This window comes from Pseudomonas sp., assembly GCF_035512415.1.
Lineage (GTDB): Bacteria > Pseudomonadota > Gammaproteobacteria > Pseudomonadales > Pseudomonadaceae > Aquipseudomonas.
Genome location: NZ_DATKDZ010000026.1, coordinates 197,195 through 212,967, shown reverse-complemented (window position 1 = coordinate 212,967; position 15,773 = coordinate 197,195). Strand labels below are relative to the sequence as shown.

Here is a 15,773-nt window from a genome sequence, read left to right as displayed (position 1 = left end):
GCTCGATGCGAATGAAGAGAGTGAGCGGCGCTAATGGCTTACTCGCCCGTCCCGCTTATTAGGCACTTTTCTCTGGTTCCTAGAACCGACGCTGATTCAGATGAGCGAGAGGTACTCTCAATCTGGAGTGGCCAGAAGCGCACTGGTTGGCCGGAGCTTGAGCAAGAGTTTCGCTGCGTCATTCTTGCTGAAGCAGGTGCCGGCAAAAGCTTTGAGATGGAAGCCCGTGCAAAACACTCTGAGGAACAAGGGCGAGCAGCATTCTTCATACGGATAGAAGATATCGAAGATGATTTCGACGAAGCGTTTGAAATCGGTAGTGCAGAATCATTTCAAAAGTGGCTGAGTTCGGAAGAGGATGCTTGGTTTTTCCTCGATTCAGTTGATGAAGCTCGCCTTATCAGCGCGCGGACCTTCGAAAAAGCGATCAAGCGTTTCGCGTCACGGATCAAGTCAGCGCAACAACGAGCCCACATTTATATCTCTAGCCGCCCTTATGCATGGCGTGCGCGCACAGATCGAAATCTTCTGGAGCAGTGTTTACCGTTCAAAAAAACACTATCAGAAGAAGCTGGAGGCGATAAGGGTGAATTTGACGGGGATGCTGCTAGCGAGCCTGTAGAGCAGGAAAACGCTCTGAATGTCTATTTGCTTGAGCCTTTAGATGAGGCGGGTATTCGTGTTTTTGCCGGCCATCGCAATACGCCAAAAATCGACAAACTGATCACCGAACTGCAGCGTGCAAACTTAATGTCCCTGGCAGCACGGCCGTTTGACCTCGAAGGTATTCTGTCGAAGTGGGAGGCGGATCAGGTCCTCGGCGGACGTTTGGATCTGCTGCGGCACAGCATTGATCTACGTCTGAACGAGATTGACGCAGATCGAGCACAGCGTCAGCCCATTAATCGTGAGAAAGCAAAATGTGGCGCGCGCGTGCTCGCCGCCGCAGTCATCCTCACGGGGGAGCCGGGCATTCGTATTCCTGACTCTACTCATCCCGAAAGCGGTATCGACGCTGAAGCTGTTCTAGGCGATTGGCAGCCGACAGAAGTGCGGGCGCTTTTGGAGCGCGGACTATTCAATGATGCGCTCTACGGTATCGTACGTTTTCGCCATCGAGAGGTGCGAGAGCTGCTCGCAGCCGAATGGTTTCTTCATCAGCTGAGGGATGGCTGCTCTCGTCACGCAATCGAGTCTTTGTTCTTTCGTGAACAGTATGGGCATTTGGTCATCAGGCCTCGTCTGCGCCCTGTATTGCCTTGGTTGATCCTTTTTGACGACGAGATTCGGCGAAAAGCGCTAGAAATTGCCCCGGAAATCGCAGTTGAAGGTGGCGATGTAGCATATTTGCCGCTCTCTGAAAGGCAGATGCTTCTCCACACTATCGTCACGCGTATTGCTAAAGACGAAGGCGGTCGCTCGGCTCGCGACAACAGTGCAATCGCTCGAATTGCTCAAGCGGATCTGACAGGCGATACGTTACGCCTCATCACTGACCATCGAGAGAATGACGATGCGATCTTCTTTCTGGGCAGGCTTGTTTGGCAAGGCGAGATGGCCGGGTGTCTGCCTGTCCTGTCCGAGATCGCATGTAATTCAGATCGCGGCATCTATGCTCGTATCGCTGCTACGCGCGCCGTAATGACGTGCGGGGACCGATATCAAAAAGACCAATTGTGGAAGCAACTGACGACATCTTCGGAGTCAATGCCGCGCACACTGCTTGCCGAAGTTATAGGGGACGCTGACCCTGACATGATCTCGGTCGACTTTCTACTTGCCTCAATCGACAAATTGGAAGTGTATGAGCGCTATGAAGCGACTGGGTTGAGGCAGGCCTTACACGATTTTTTAGAGCGTTTGCCGATCTATGGCGTCAAAGATGTGTTGGAGCCACTGGCGGTAATCGTTAGTGGCGTGAACGAATACCTCAACCGAGAACCTTATATTGAGCGGCGGGAATGTCATGTCTCTGAACCGTTCGCATGGCTTCTTGGTCCTGCGACCCATGCCGTCGAGCGCTTGGTGTCCGCCCGATCTTTGGCTGCTCTTTCGCCGGATGCACTTGCGATCATGCTTAAGGTGCCGGTCGCTCAGTTATGGCATGGGGAGGATTTCGACGAATACAAAAGCAGGCTCCGTGAACTCGTACCCGCGTGGCATGAGCTGAACGATGCACTGTTCTGGCGAAGCGTTGAAGACGCGCGTGAAAGGCTTGATGCAAAGAAATCCGTACGTTTGATTGATGACTGGTCTGTGCAATGGATTGGGCACTACTGGAGCTTTGGGATTGATCGGTTTGACGATGTTTTAGACTTCGTTGCCAGTCGTCACTTCCTGGATGACAAGTTGGTTGCGCTGTCACTAGGTCTCCGACTCTTCCAGCATGCTGACAAGCCTGATGACTGGTTGAGTGGGCTTACTCGGATAGTTGACGGTAATTTAGAACTGAAGGAACGCCTCGACACTTTCTTGAACCCTGTGCCGTCTCAAAGTGCTGCGGAGTGGGAAGAAAATGAGGCGCGCCGCAAAGACAAACGCAAGAAGAAGCAGGAAGAACTCGACCGGAATCGAGCTAAGTGGGTCGAGCACTTGAAGGCTGCGCCGTATGTCGTTTGTTATCCTCAGGGACTTAAACCGGGAGAGCTCAGCAGCGACCAGTATTGGTTGCTAAATGAGATTGAGGGCGGTGGCCTTCGCACAAGTCGTGGCGATGGCGCCAATTGGGAGTCGTTGATTCCCGAGTTTGGAGAGGATGTCGCGAGAGCCTATCGGGATGCAGCCATTGCACATTGGCGAACCTTCACGCCAGGTATTCGTTCGGAGGGGCATGACACCAAGTCGATACCCTACTCGCTGATTTTTGCGATGGTTGGTCTCGAAATTGAGGCGAGTGAGGTTGCCAGCTTCCCCTCAAGTCTGACGGAAGTAGAAGTTCGTCATGCGCTTAGATACTTCGTTTGGGATATCAACGGTTTTCCGCGCTGGCTTGAGCAATTGCAGCGGGCTTACCCAGGTCTGGTTCTGGAGGCAGTCCTCACTGAGTTGCAGTGGGAGTTGGTGCATACGCAGCCTGATCAGCAGATGCATTACATTCTGCATGACTTGGTCTATCACGCTTCCTGGATGCACCCGTTCTTGGTTCCAGCAATGGTTACTTGGTTGGAACAGAACGAAATTCCGAACCGTGACGCGCTGCGTTACTGCATCCGTATCTTAATAAGCGGAGACACGCCCAGAGAAACTCTGTTGAAATTGGCTAAGTCAAAAATTTTAAGCCATGTGGCGCGGGAGGATCTGGCTGCGTGGTATGCGCTTTGGATTGATCTCGACGCAGAGCAGGGAATTTCGGCTGTTGAGGTGTGGTTGTCCAGTTTGCCAACAGAGAAAGCCTCGCAGGAGGCGCAGCTATTAGTTACCGGGCTGATGGGGACTCGGCGATCCCGTGACACTGGTCTTAGTTGTGGTGACTTTTGTAGCGTGAAAAATCTCAAAGCCCTTTATGTTCTCATGCACCGGCATATCCGAGCGCAGGATGATATCGAGCGAGCGGGCAAAGGAGTGTACTCGCCAGGGCTGCGCGATGACGCGCAGGATGGTCGGAACGCACTTTTCAGCCAGCTATCTGAAATTCCAGGGAAGCAAACCTATGTCGCCCTTGCCGAGCTTGCGAGGGATCATCCGAGCGAAAAATATCGGCCGTGGATGAGAGAACTCGCTTACAAGCGAGCTGAGCAAGATGCGGACTTGGAACCGTGGTCGGCGCAGCAAGTACGCGAATATGACCAGGGCCGGGTGAGTACGCCAACGACGCATCGGCAGCTTTTCGATCTTACTGTTAATCGTCTGCTTGATCTGAAGGCTTGGGTCGAGTGCGGCAATGACAGCCCCTACAAGACCTGGCAGCGAGCTGACGGCGAAACCGAGATGCGTAATCTCATTGCTGGTTGGCTGAATGGCCAGTCTTCAGGTCGCTACAGTTGTGCTCAAGAAAATGAGCTTGCGAACAGGCAAAGACCAGACATTTGGATGCAGCATCTCCGGGTTGGTTCGCCGGTGCCAATTGAGTTAAAGGTGCTTGATAAAGGATGGTCAGGTCCTGAGTTGTGCGAGCGACTGCGCAATCAGCTCGCAGGTGACTATCTCAGAGAAGAAGCGTCTGGCAGCGGCGTTTTTCTTTTGGTTTGGCAGGGGCAGTCCGCTAAGCGCAGTTGGAACATCGATGGCCGGCGAGTCGCACTTTCGAATTTGTGCAAGGCTCTTGGTGAATATTGGGAAACGATCTCCGAGAGCTTTCCTGGCGTTGAAGCGATTGAGGTCATTTTGATTGATCTAACTGTCAGGGATAAAAAGTCAGCAGTGTGATGGGCAAAACGTAAAAGCTGACTTTCTGGCAGTGCACTGCACAGCTCCGGCTGCGGCAATACGTCCCGACATACGCCTCGTCTTGTTCTCCGTGAAAATGAGAAGATATTGCAATTGGTAGTCCGGGTTAACTCCGGATTGATATCTTCCCGGATTGCATCCGGGCTACGGGAATCCCTATGTCCTTTACCCGCAGACAAATGCTGGTCGGCCTGGCTGGCCTTGGCGTTGTCGGTCTTGGTGCTGGCGGCGTGCGCTACTGGCTGGGTCGTCCGGAAAATGTGGCGACTCACGACTATGAACTGATCGCCGCGCCGCTGGATATCGAGCTGGTGCCGGGGCATACCACGCCGGCCTGGGCTTACGGTGGGCAGGCACCTGGTGTGGAGTTGCGCTGCCGTCAGGGTGAGCGCTTGCGGGTGCGCTTTATCAATAAGCTGGAGGTGCCGACCACCATCCACTGGCATGGCATCCGCCTGCCGCTGGCGATGGACGGCGTGCCCTATGTTTCGCAGCTGCCGGTGCTGCCGGGTGAATACTTCGACTACAACTTCATCACCCCCGATGCCGGCAGCTTCTGGTATCACCCGCACACTGCCAGCAGCGAACAGCTGGGCCGCGGCCTGGTCGGTGCGTTGATAGTCGAGGAGCGTGAACCGACGGGTTTCAAGCACGACCACACGCTCAACCTGAAAAGCTGGCATGTCGACGAGCAGGGCGCATTTACTGCATTCAGCGTACCGCGCGAGGCAGCGCGCGGCGGTACGCCGGGGCGCTTGAGTACGGTCAATGGCAAGCATGCGCCAACCCTGGATTTACCCGCTGGGCAGGTGGCGCGCCTGCGTCTGATCAATCTGGATAACACCCTGACCTATCGCCTCAATCTGCCTGGCGCGGGTGCGCGGATTTATGCGCTGGACGGCAACCCGGTCGAGCCGCGGCCGCTGGGTAAGGAATACTGGCTAGGGCCGGGTATGCGCATCGAACTGGGGTTGAAGGTGCCAGCGGTGGGTACAGAGTTGTCGCTGCGTAACGGGCCATTGCGCCTGGCGACCCTGCGCGCGCAGCCCAGTGCCGAGGGGGAGGGTGATTGGCCGCCGGCGCTGCCGGCCAACCCGATTGCCGAGCCGGATTTGGCCAATGCGCAAACCGTCAAATTCAACTTCGAGTGGGCCGGTGCAGTGTCGGTCGGTCTGGCTCAGGGCGCGGGGCACAGCTTCTGGCAGATCAATGGCCAGGCCTGGGATATCAATGACAAGACCTGCGCCGACCGGCCGATTGCCCGCCTGCAGCTGGGCAAGAGCTATATCTTCGAGCTGCGTAACCTTAGCCAGTATCAGCACCCGATCCACCTGCACGGCATGACCTTCAAGGTGCTGGCGTCCAATCGCAAGGCGATTATTCCGTATTTCACCGATACCTATCTGCTGGGCAAGAACGAAAGTGCGCGGGTGGCGCTGGTCGCGGATAATCCCGGGGTATGGATGTTCCACTGCCATGTGATCGACCATATGGAAACCGGCCTGATGGCCTCCATCGAGGTGGCATAAACATTCCCCTGGGGTGCGCTGTACGCACCAGTGCAAGGGTTGGCCTGGCGAGACTATGAGAAAAGTACAAATCATCGATCGCAGTCGCGATTCATTTTTTATGCGCGAGGCTCTGGCCCTGGCCGCCGAAGGCGCGGTCCTGGGTGAGGTGCCGGTGGGTGCGGTGCTGGTGCAGGAGGGCGAGATTGTCGGGCGCGGCTTCAATTGCCCGATCTCCAGTCACGATCCCAGCGCCCATGCCGAGATGGTGGCGATCCGCGCCGCCGCCCAGGCCGTGACTAACTACCGCCTGCCGGGCAGCACCCTGTATGTGACCCTGGAGCCGTGCAGCATGTGCGCCGGTCTGATCGTGCATGCGCGGGTGCAGCGCGTGGTGTACGGCGCAACCGAGCCCAAGGCCGGTGTGGCCGTGAGTCGTGGTGAGTTCTTTACTCAGGCCTTTCTCAATCATCGGGTGCTGATCGAGGGTGGGGTGCTGGCCGAGGAGTGCGGTGCGGTGCTTAGCGAGTTTTTCAAGATGCGCCGCGCAACGCGCTAGAGGCTCTCAGCGCTTCAGCCCGTCGGCGTGTAGCCTGAATAAGTCTGGGCGCAATCCGGGGTGGGCAGGTGCAGGCGTTCCCGGATTCCATCCGGGCTACACGCTTCTAGCGCCCTAAAGGTGAGTCGCGGCTAAAGCCCCTCCCATGGAGAGCGGCAGGCGAACAGGGGGCTGGGCAGGTGCCGGGCTACAGCGGCGACAGTTCTTCCGGCGGCGGCGTCTTGTTTACCCCGGGTACATGCAGGTTGCTTTCGGCCAGCTGGGTGCCTTCCAGCTGCGGCTGGGTGACCCAGGTGAGGATGTCGTAATAGCGACGGATGTTGCGCACAAAATGCACCGGCTCGCCGCCGCGGGCATAGCCGTAGCGGGTTTTGCTGTACCACTGCTTCTGTGACAGGCGCGGCAGGATTTTCTGCACATCCAGCCATTTATTCGGGTCCAGGCCTTCGGCTTCGGTGAGCTTGCGCGCATCTTCCAGATGGCCGCCGCCGACGTTGTAGGCGGCCAGGGCGAACCAGGTGCGGTCCGGTTCCTGAATGCTGGCGGGCAGCTGGTTTTTCACATGGACGATGTACTTGGCCCCGCCGTCGATGCTCTGCTTGGGGTTGAGGCGGTCGGACACGCCCATGGCCTGGGCCGTGCGCAGGGTCAGCATCATCAGGCCGCGCACGCCGGTTTTCGAGGTGGCGGTCGGTTGCCAGAGCGATTCCTGATAGCCCATGGCGGCCAGCAGGCGCCAGTCGACCTGGTTGTTCTGCGCTGCCTGGCGGAAGAACTGTTCGTAGCGCGGCAGGCGCTGCTGCAGGTGTTTGGCAAAGGTGTAGGCACCGACATAGCCGAGTACGTCGACGTGGCCGTAATAGCGATCCTTCAGGCGTTGCAGGCTACCATTCTTGTGCGCGCGCTGGATAAAGGCGTTGATCTCGTCGAGCAGGCTAGTGTCTTCCCCGGGAGCCACCGCCCAGGCCAGGTTCTGCGCGTCACCCAGGTCGAAGGCTACGCGCACGTTGGAGAAGTACACCTGATTCATCGCCAGTTCGTTGGAGTCGACCAGGGTCAGGTCGATCTGCCCTTCGTCGACCATGCGCAGCAGGTCGACCACTTCCACCGCGGCGGATTCGTCATACGTCAGCTCAGGTAGTTGCAGCTTCAGTTCGGCCAGTTGTTCCGCATGGCTGCTACCTTTAAGCACCAGGATGCGTTTGCCGATCAGGTCTGCGGGGCGGGTGGGGCGTTGCTGGCCGTTGCGGTAGATCACCTGGGGGGTGACTTCCAGATAGGGCAGGGAGAAGCGTGCGCTCTGTTGCCGGCTGGCGCTTTGCACCAGGCCGGCGGCGGCCAGCACGGGGCCCTCGGGCTTGCTCAGGCTGGTAAACAGCTCGTCGAGGTGGTCGGCGGTTTCGATTTTCAGCTGGACGCCCAGGTCGTCGGCAAAGCGTTTGACCAGCTCGTACTCGAAGCCGGTTTCGCCGTTACGGTCCTGGAAATAGGTGGCCGGGCTGTTACGGGTGATCACCCGCAGTACACCCTCCGCCTGAACGCGCTCGAGTGTGCTGGGTTCTTCAGCACAGCCGCCGAGCAGCAGGAGGATTCCGATCACCGACAGCCAGTAGGCGCAGCGCACACGGAACGCAGATTGGGCAAACATTTGCGCAGTATACGCAAAGCATGGGGCGCGCCATATCTCGACAGCGGGTGGCTTCTCTGCTAGCGCGGCCGCTGTGTTCGGGTTGACTGTACGGGTGTCGTCGGCAGCGCTTTAGGCTAGAATGCACGGCCTCAAAGTACACCCCTTCCCAGAGGCTGTCCCCGATGTTGATCCTGCGCGGCGCTCCCGCCCTTTCTGCTTTCCGCCACGGTAAATTGCTCGAGCAACTGACCGGCAAGGTACCCGCTGTCACTGGGCTGTATGCCGAGTTCGCGCATTTTGCCGAAGTTGCCGGCGTGCTCAGCGCCGACGAACAGCAGGTTCTGGCCCGTTTGCTCAAGTACGGCCCGAGTGTGCCGGTGCAGGAGCCCAGCGGCCGCCTGTTTCTGACCATTCCGCGTTTCGGCACCATCTCGCCCTGGTCGAGCAAGGCCAGCGATATCGCGCGCAACTGCGGCCTGGCGAAGATCCAGCGCATCGAGCGCGGTCTGGCCTATTACGTGACCGGCGAGCTGAGCGCCAGTGAGGCGCAGCAGGTCGCCGAGCTGCTGCACGATCGCATGACCCAGCTGGTGCTGGATAACCTGGAAGGGGCCAGCGCGTTGTTCAGTCACGCTCAGCCCAAGCCGCTGACCGCGGTGGATGTACTGAGTGGCGGTCGCGCCGCCCTGGAGCAGGCCAACGTCGAACTGGGCCTGGCCCTGGCCGAGGACGAAATCGACTACCTGGTGAGCAGCTTCAATGACCTGGGGCGCAACCCCCACGACATCGAACTGATGATGTTCGCCCAGGCCAACTCCGAGCATTGCCGCCACAAGATCTTCAATGCCAGCTGGGATATCGACGGCCAGAGCCAGGAAAAATCCCTGTTTGGCATGATCAAAAACACCTATCAGATGCACAACGAAGGCGTGTTGTCCGCTTATAAGGACAACGCTTCGGTGATCGTCGGCAACGTTGCCGGCCGGTTCTTCCCGGACCCTGAAACCCGCCAGTACGGCGCGACCCAGGAGCCCGTGCATATCCTGATGAAGGTGGAAACCCACAACCACCCGACGGCCATCTCGCCGTTCTCCGGTGCGTCCACAGGTTCCGGCGGCGAGATCCGCGACGAAGGTGCCACCGGCCGTGGTGCCAAGCCGAAGGCGGGCCTGACCGGTTTCACCGTATCCAACCTGAACATCCCCGGTTTCGAGCAGCCTTGGGAAGTGCCGTACGGCAAACCTGAGCGCATCGTTACTGCGCTGGACATCATGATTGAAGGCCCGCTGGGCGGCGCTGCGTTCAACAACGAATTCGGTCGTCCGGCCCTGACTGGCTACTTCCGCACCTTCGAGCAGGCGATCCAGACCCCGCGCGGCGAAGAAGTGCGCGGTTACCACAAGCCGATCATGCTCGCCGGCGGTATGGGTAACATCCGTGCCGATCACGTGCAGAAGGGCGAGATCACTGTGGGTGCCAAGCTGATCGTGCTCGGCGGCCCGGCCATGCTGATCGGTTTGGGCGGCGGCGCCGCTTCGTCGGTCGCCACCGGTGCCAGCTCGGCTGACCTGGATTTCGCCTCGGTACAGCGCGAGAACCCGGAAATGGAGCGCCGCTGCCAGGAGGTTATCGACCGTTGCTGGCAGCTGGGCGAGCACAACCCCATCGCCTTTATCCACGACGTCGGTGCCGGCGGTTTGTCCAACGCCTTCCCCGAGCTGGTCAACGATGGCGGCCGTGGCGGTCGTTTCGAGCTGCGCAACGTGCCCAATGACGAGCCGGGCATGGCCCCGCACGAAATCTGGAGCAACGAATCCCAGGAGCGTTACGTGCTGGCGGTGGATGCCGCTGACTTCGAGCGTTTCAAGGCCATCTGCGAGCGCGAGCGTTGCCCGTTTGCCGTAGTCGGTGAGGCCACCGAAGAAGCCCACCTGACCGTGACCGACAGCCACTTCGGCAACAATGCCGTGGACATGCCGCTCAACGTGCTGCTGGGTAAAGCCCCGCGCATGCACCGCTCGGCCACTCGTGAAAACGAGCTGGGCGACGATTTCGACGCCAGCACCCTGGCCATCGACGAAGCCGTGACCCGCGTGCTGCATCACCCGGCCGTGGCCAGCAAGAGCTTCCTGATCACCATCGGCGACCGCACCATTACCGGTCTAGTTGCCCGCGACCAGATGGTTGGTCCGTGGCAGGTGCCGGTGGCCGATTGCGCGGTCACCGCCACCAGCTTCGACGTCTACACCGGCGAAGCCATGGCCATGGGCGAGCGCACACCGCTGGCGCTGCTGGATGCCGCGGCATCCGGGCGCATGTCGATTGGCGAAACCCTGACCAACCTGGCCGCTTCGCGCATCGAGAAGATTTCCGATATCAAACTGTCCGCCAACTGGATGGCCGCTGCCGGCCACCCGGGCGAAGACGCGCGTCTGTATGACACAGTTCAAGCAGTCGGTATGCAGCTGTGCCCCGAGCTCGGCATCACCATCCCGGTGGGCAAGGACTCGATGTCGATGAAAACCCAGTGGACGGACGCGGGCACGGACAAGAGCGTGACCTCGCCGCTGTCGTTGGTGGTGACCGGCTTTGCTCCGGTCAGCGATATTCGCAAGACCCTGACCCCGCAACTGCGCATGGACAAGGGCGAAACCGATCTGATCCTGATCGACCTGGGCCGTGGGCAGAACCGTCTGGGTGCGTCGATCCTCACCCAGGTTTACGGCAAGCTCGGCAGTCAGGCACCGGATGTGGATGACGCCGAAGACCTCAAGGCCTTCTTCGCGGTGATCCAGGGCCTTAACGCCGATGGTCATATCCTCGCCTATCACGACCGCTCCGACGGTGGCCTGTTGGTTACCGCTCTGGAAATGGCTTTTGCCGGCCACTGCGGTCTGAATCTGTTCCTCGATGCCCTGGCCGACGACAGCACTGAGCTGGCCGCCGTGCTGTTCAACGAAGAGCTGGGTGCGGTGATCCAGGTGCATCAGGATGCTACCCCGGAAGTACTGGCGCAGTTCAGTGCCGCGGGTCTGGGCGACTGCGTGGCGGTGATCGGTCAGCCGGTCAACAGTGATGCCGTGGCGATCGGCTTCAATGGTCAGCCGGTATTTGCCGGTCAGCGTCGCCTGCTGCAGCGCCAGTGGAGCGAAACCAGCTACCGCATCCAGCGCCTGCGCGACAACGTGCAGTGCGCCGAGCAGGAGTTCGACGCGCTGCTGGAAGAAGACAATCCGGGCCTGTCGGTGAAACTTGGCTTCGACGTCAACGAAAACATCAGTGCACCTTATATCCGCAAGGGTGTGCGTCCGCAGATCGCCGTGCTGCGCGAGCAGGGCGTCAACGGCCAGGTGGAAATGGCTGCGGCCTTCGACCGCGCCGGTTTCAACGCGATCGACGTGCATATGAGCGATATCCTCAGCGGCCGCGTCAGCCTGGACGAGTTCAAGGGCCTGGTCGCCTGCGGCGGCTTCTCCTACGGCGACGTGCTGGGTGCTGGCGAAGGCTGGGCCAAGTCGGTGCTGTTCAACGCCCGTGCCCGTGATGGCTTCCAGGCCTTCTTCGAACGCAAGGACAGCTTCGCCCTCGGCGTGTGCAACGGCTGCCAGATGATGAGCAACCTGCACGAGCTGATCCCGGGCACCGAGTTCTGGCCGCATTTTGTGCGCAACCGTTCCGAGCAGTTCGAGGCGCGGGTGGCCATGGTTCAGGTGCAGGAGTCGGCGTCGATCTTCCTGCGCGGCATGGCCGGCTCGCGCATGCCAATCGCCATCGCTCACGGTGAAGGTCATGCCGAGTTCGAGAACGAGGAAGCGCTGCTCGAAGCCGATCTGTCCGGCTGTGTGGCCATGCGCTTTATCGACAACCACGGCAAAGTCACCGAAACCTACCCGGCCAACCCCAACGGTTCGCCGCGCGGGATCACCGGCCTGACCAGCCGCGACGGCCGCGTGACCATCATGATGCCGCACCCGGAGCGGGTATTCCGCGCCGTGCAGAACTCCTGGAAGCCGGATGACTGGCAGGAAGATGCCGGCTGGCTGCGCATGTTCCGCAACGCCCGGGTCTGGGTGGATTGATCAGGGTGGCGCAGGCTTATGTCGAGCAAGCCTGCGCCTATCCTGCCTGAGGTGCGCCAGGTCAAACCTGGCGATACCTTGCTGCTGTGCCGCTGCGGGCGTTCGCCCCAGCTTCCCGATTGCAGCTCAGGCTGCAGCCATGGGCTCCGCCTTGAGCCCGTTCAACAACAACTTCTGCTGCTGTGCCGTTGCGCCCGTTCGCGGCACCTGCCCTATTGCGATGGCAGCCATAACCCGCCCGTACAGGGCTTTCGCGAGCGCTGGCGACGCTTCTGGTGGGGTCTTTAGCTGCCGCGAGGTGACAAGTGGCGCGAGGTGGGCGCAGGGGCGAGCTACGCTCAAGGTGCATACAGGCACTGAACACTGGTGCAATTGACCGGTTATAGCTGGCAACTGTGATAAGCACCACGAACCGTTTATAAGGCAAAGTGCCATTATTGTGTGGCATTATTCGCACGTTTTTTTATCGGTCGTGCCCTTGGAGACCTTGATGTACAAGCTTTGCTTTTACGTGCCGGAAACTCACCTGGATGAAGTGAAAAAAGCCGTTTTTACAGCCGGTGGCGGCCGTATTGGGGCTTATGACAGTTGTTGCTGGCAGACCCTGGGTCAAGGTCAGTTCCGGCCGCTGGAAGGCAGCCAGCCGTTTATCGGGCAGGTCGGGGCGGTCAAGCAGATGGCCGAGTGGAAGGTCGAACTGGTGGTGGCCGACGAGCTGATCCACGATGCAGTCAAGGCGCTGAAGCACAGCCATCCCTATGAGACACCGGCTTTTGAGGTGTGGCGGCTTTCGGATATCCAGTTCTAAGGTTTCAGCAGGCCAAAGGCACCGCAACGGTGCTTTTTTCTGAGCGTGTCGCCCTTATCTGTCGGGCTGGTACTGCGCTGAATGCGAGCTGGCTTTATACCGTAGGGTGCGCCGTGCGCACCGAAACGCACGCGCACCCCATCATTCAGATGTAGATGGGCTGGCCGCGCAGGTGCTTTTTATATCTGTCAGGGCCTGATTTCGATCAGCGTGCCGTCTTTGACCAGGCCCCAGACCTCGCGCATGTCGGTGTTCTTCATGGCGATGCAGCCTTCGGTCCAGTCCAGGGTGTGGAAGAACCATTCGGGGTATTCCTCGTCCAGCGGCGTACCGTGGATCATGATCATGCCGCCGGCCGAGACGCCTTTCTCCCGCGCCAGGGCCTGATCCCGGGCGTTGGGGTAGGAGATATGCATGGACAGGTTGTACTTGTCGCTGGTCTTGCGCCAGTCGATCCAGTAGAAGCCTTCCGGGGTGCGCAGGTCGCCTTCGCGTTGCTTGGCTCCCTCGGGCTGCTTGCCCAGGGATACTCGGTAGGACTTGAGGGTTTCGCCGCGGCTCTGCAGGTGCAGCTTGCGCTCGGATTTGAGCACCAGCACCTTGTCGATGGTCTTGCCGGCGAACGTAACGGTGGTCGTGGCCTGAGAGGTCAGGGTAAAGGTCAGGCAGAGTAGGGCTAGCAACCAGCGCATCATCGTTTCCGTCAATCAAAAAGCTTTCTTGTAATGCGCGCGCAAGGCTTCGAGCGGCTCGTTGCGGACCGGGAAGTGTTGCTCGCGGCGGTCAGCGAAGTAGCATTCTAGGGTACGGCCGATGGTCGGGAAAGCCAGCTCTGACCAGGGGATGTCCTGTTCGTGGAACAGCTGCACCTCGAGGCTTTCCTCGCCGGCGGCAAAGTCGAGGTCGATCAGCTCGGCGCGGAACAGCATATACACCTGGTTGATATGCGGCAGATCGAACAGGGTATAGAGGCTCAGGTCGCGCACCCGGGCACAGGCTTCTTCGTGGGTTTCGCGGGCGGCGGCCTGTTCCAGGGTTTCTCCGTTCTCCATAAAGCCGGCGGGCAGGGTCCAGTAGCCGCGCCGCGGCTCGATGGCGCGGCGGCACAGCAGCACCTGGTCGCGCCATACCGGCAGGCAGCCGGCGATGATGCGCGGGTTCTGGTAGTGAATGGCCTGGCAATGCCCGCAGACATGCCGCAGGCGGTTATCGCCCGCGGGGACGAGCAGGGTGACGGGGCTGCCGCAGTTGCTACAGAACTTCATGCCGGCTACTCGGGGGTGATTAAGCTATCTTGGCGCGCCGGCGCTATGCTCGGCAAGCGCCGCGGGCACGGGGCCTGTTCTGGGGGCATGGCGCTGTCGGTGCGGGGGCTTGGGCCGCGCGCTGCTTTCGTGCCATTATCGGGGCAGAACAAAGATCGAGAATGCCCATGCTGGACGAGCTGCTCCATCGCATGCGTGGCTATAGCCCGCACCTGCTGCAGACCACCAACGACTATCCGCAGGCGGCGGTGCTGGTACCTATTACCCGCAGCGACGAGCCTGAAGTGGTGTTGACCTTGCGCGCCAGCGGGCTGTCCACCCATGGCGGCGAGGTGGCCTTTCCCGGTGGTCGGCGCGACCCTGAAGATGTCGATCTGATCCACACTGCCCTGCGCGAGGCGCAGGAGGAAATCGGCTTGCCGCCAGGTCTGGTCGAGGTCATCGGGCCGCTCAGCACCCTGGTTTCGCGCCACGGTATTCAGGTCACGCCCTATGTCGGGTTGGTGCCGGACTTTGTCGACTATCAGGCCAACGACGATGAAATTGCCGCGGTGTTTAATGTGCCGCTGGAGTTTTTTCGCGACGATCCGCGTGAGACCACCCACCGTATCGATTACCTCGGGCGCAGCTGGTATGTGCCCAGTTACCGTTATGGCGAATACAAGATCTGGGGCCTGACTGCGATCATGCTGGTTGAGCTGGTCAACCTGGTTTACGACGATGCCGCGATCGACATGCATCGTCCCCCTGAGCACTTTATCAAGCTCACCTGAGGGTGGGCCGAGGACTATCTGGATGAAATATCGCCTGGGTCAATCCCATGTCGAGGCCCATGCCGAAAGCTGGGTCGCGCCCAATGCCACTCTGGTGGGCAAGGTCAAGCTGGAACCTGGCGCGAGCGTCTGGTTCAACGCCGTGCTGCGTGGCGACAACGAGCTGATTCATATCGGCGAGAACAGCAATGTGCAGGACGGTACTGTGATGCACACCGATATGGGCTTCCCGCTGAATATCGGCAAGGGTGTGACCATCGGCCATAACGCCATGTTGCATGGTTGCTCGGTGGGCGATTACAGCCTGATCGGCATCAATACGGTAGTGCTCAACGGCGCGAAAATCGGCAAGTACTGCATCATCGGGGCCAATAGCCTGATTGGTGAGGGCAAGGAAATCCCCGACGGCTCCCTGGTCATGGGTTCGCCCGGCAAGGTGGTGCGCGAGTTGACCGAGCCGCAGAAGAAGATGCTTGAAGCCAGCGCCGCGCACTATGTGCACAACGCCCAGCGCTATGCCCGCGAGCTGGCGGAGCAGGACGAGTGAGCGAGCAGGAGCGCCCGGTTGCTTCGCCCTGTGTGCACGTTTGCGCCCTCGACGACGAGGATATCTGCATCGGCTGTCAGCGTAATGTCGCCGAAATAACCCGCTGGAGCCTGATGGACAACGCCGAGCGCCGCCAGGTGCTGGGTTTGTGTCACGCGCGCGCCAAAGCCAAGGGTGTGCTGCTGTAGTACGCCCTTCTTAATTATTTGCTTCGAGGA

Annotated in this window: 12 protein-coding genes; 9 read left to right on the top strand and 3 right to left on the bottom strand. The window is 59.7% G+C overall.

What is annotated here, in order from left to right; all coding sequences use genetic code 11:
* Positions 1-33: 33 nt before the first annotated feature.
* The 3 genes from VMP31_RS13565 (at position 34) to tadA (ending at position 6,453) form a co-directional block, all read left to right on the top strand.
* On the top strand, positions 34-4,365 hold the full coding sequence (locus tag VMP31_RS13565) for a hypothetical protein (protein WP_325507960.1): 4,332 nt from the start codon (positions 34-36) through the stop codon (positions 4,363-4,365).
* 179 nt (positions 4,366-4,544) lie between these two features.
* Positions 4,545-5,915 (top strand): multicopper oxidase family protein, encoded by a 1,371-nt coding sequence (locus VMP31_RS13560; protein ID WP_325507958.1) that lies wholly within the window; start codon positions 4,545-4,547, stop codon positions 5,913-5,915.
* Between the two features lie 55 nt (positions 5,916-5,970).
* Positions 5,971-6,453 (top strand): tRNA adenosine(34) deaminase TadA, encoded by a 483-nt coding sequence (gene tadA, locus VMP31_RS13555; protein WP_325507956.1) that lies wholly within the window; start codon positions 5,971-5,973, stop codon positions 6,451-6,453.
* 187 nt (positions 6,454-6,640) lie between these two features.
* On the opposite strand, the gene mltF is transcribed toward tadA, so the two are convergent.
* Positions 6,641-8,101 carry a membrane-bound lytic murein transglycosylase MltF gene (gene mltF / locus VMP31_RS13550; RefSeq protein ID WP_325507954.1) on the bottom strand — a complete coding sequence of 487 codons (1,461 nt, stop codon included), beginning with the start codon at positions 8,099-8,101 and terminating at the stop codon, positions 6,641-6,643.
* A gap of 164 nt (positions 8,102-8,265) precedes the next feature.
* On the opposite strand from mltF, the gene purL reads away from it, so the two are divergent.
* The 3 genes from purL to VMP31_RS13540 all read left to right on the top strand — a co-directional run bounded on the left by purL (position 8,266) and on the right by VMP31_RS13540 (position 12,970).
* A complete protein-coding gene (purL, locus tag VMP31_RS13545; protein WP_325507952.1) occupies positions 8,266-12,162 on the top strand; it encodes a phosphoribosylformylglycinamidine synthase in 3,897 nt (1,298 codons plus the stop codon).
* An 18-nt stretch (positions 12,163-12,180) separates the two neighbouring features.
* On the top strand, positions 12,181-12,450 hold the full coding sequence (locus VMP31_RS23285) for a CDGSH iron-sulfur domain-containing protein (protein WP_349255722.1): 270 nt from the start codon (positions 12,181-12,183) through the stop codon (positions 12,448-12,450).
* A gap of 202 nt (positions 12,451-12,652) precedes the next feature.
* Positions 12,653-12,970 carry a YqfO family protein gene (locus VMP31_RS13540; RefSeq protein WP_325507950.1) on the top strand — a complete coding sequence of 106 codons (318 nt, stop codon included), beginning with the start codon at positions 12,653-12,655 and terminating at the stop codon, positions 12,968-12,970.
* Between the two features lie 188 nt (positions 12,971-13,158).
* On the opposite strand, the gene VMP31_RS13535 is transcribed toward VMP31_RS13540, so the two are convergent.
* Both VMP31_RS13535 and VMP31_RS13530 read right to left on the bottom strand, forming a co-directional pair.
* Positions 13,159-13,662, bottom strand: a complete 504-nt coding sequence (locus VMP31_RS13535; RefSeq protein WP_325507948.1) for a L,D-transpeptidase family protein — start codon at positions 13,660-13,662, stop codon at positions 13,159-13,161.
* 15 nt (positions 13,663-13,677) lie between these two features.
* On the bottom strand, positions 13,678-14,235 hold the full coding sequence (locus tag VMP31_RS13530; RefSeq protein ID WP_325507946.1) for an NUDIX hydrolase: 558 nt from the start codon (positions 14,233-14,235) through the stop codon (positions 13,678-13,680).
* 167 nt (positions 14,236-14,402) lie between these two features.
* Between VMP31_RS13530 and VMP31_RS13525 the strand changes: the two genes are divergently transcribed.
* The 3 genes from VMP31_RS13525 to VMP31_RS13515 are packed head-to-tail and all read left to right on the top strand — an operon-like array spanning position 14,403 to position 15,743.
* Positions 14,403-15,008 (top strand): CoA pyrophosphatase, encoded by a 606-nt coding sequence (locus tag VMP31_RS13525; protein WP_325508048.1) that lies wholly within the window; start codon positions 14,403-14,405, stop codon positions 15,006-15,008.
* A gap of 22 nt (positions 15,009-15,030) precedes the next feature.
* On the top strand, positions 15,031-15,555 hold the full coding sequence (locus tag VMP31_RS13520) for a gamma carbonic anhydrase family protein (protein WP_325507944.1): 525 nt from the start codon (positions 15,031-15,033) through the stop codon (positions 15,553-15,555).
* Positions 15,552-15,743 carry a DUF1289 domain-containing protein gene (locus VMP31_RS13515; protein WP_325507942.1) on the top strand — a complete coding sequence of 64 codons (192 nt, stop codon included), beginning with the start codon at positions 15,552-15,554 and terminating at the stop codon, positions 15,741-15,743. Before VMP31_RS13520 ends, VMP31_RS13515 begins: the two co-directional genes overlap by 4 nt.
* The last annotated feature ends 30 nt before the right edge of the window (positions 15,744-15,773 follow it).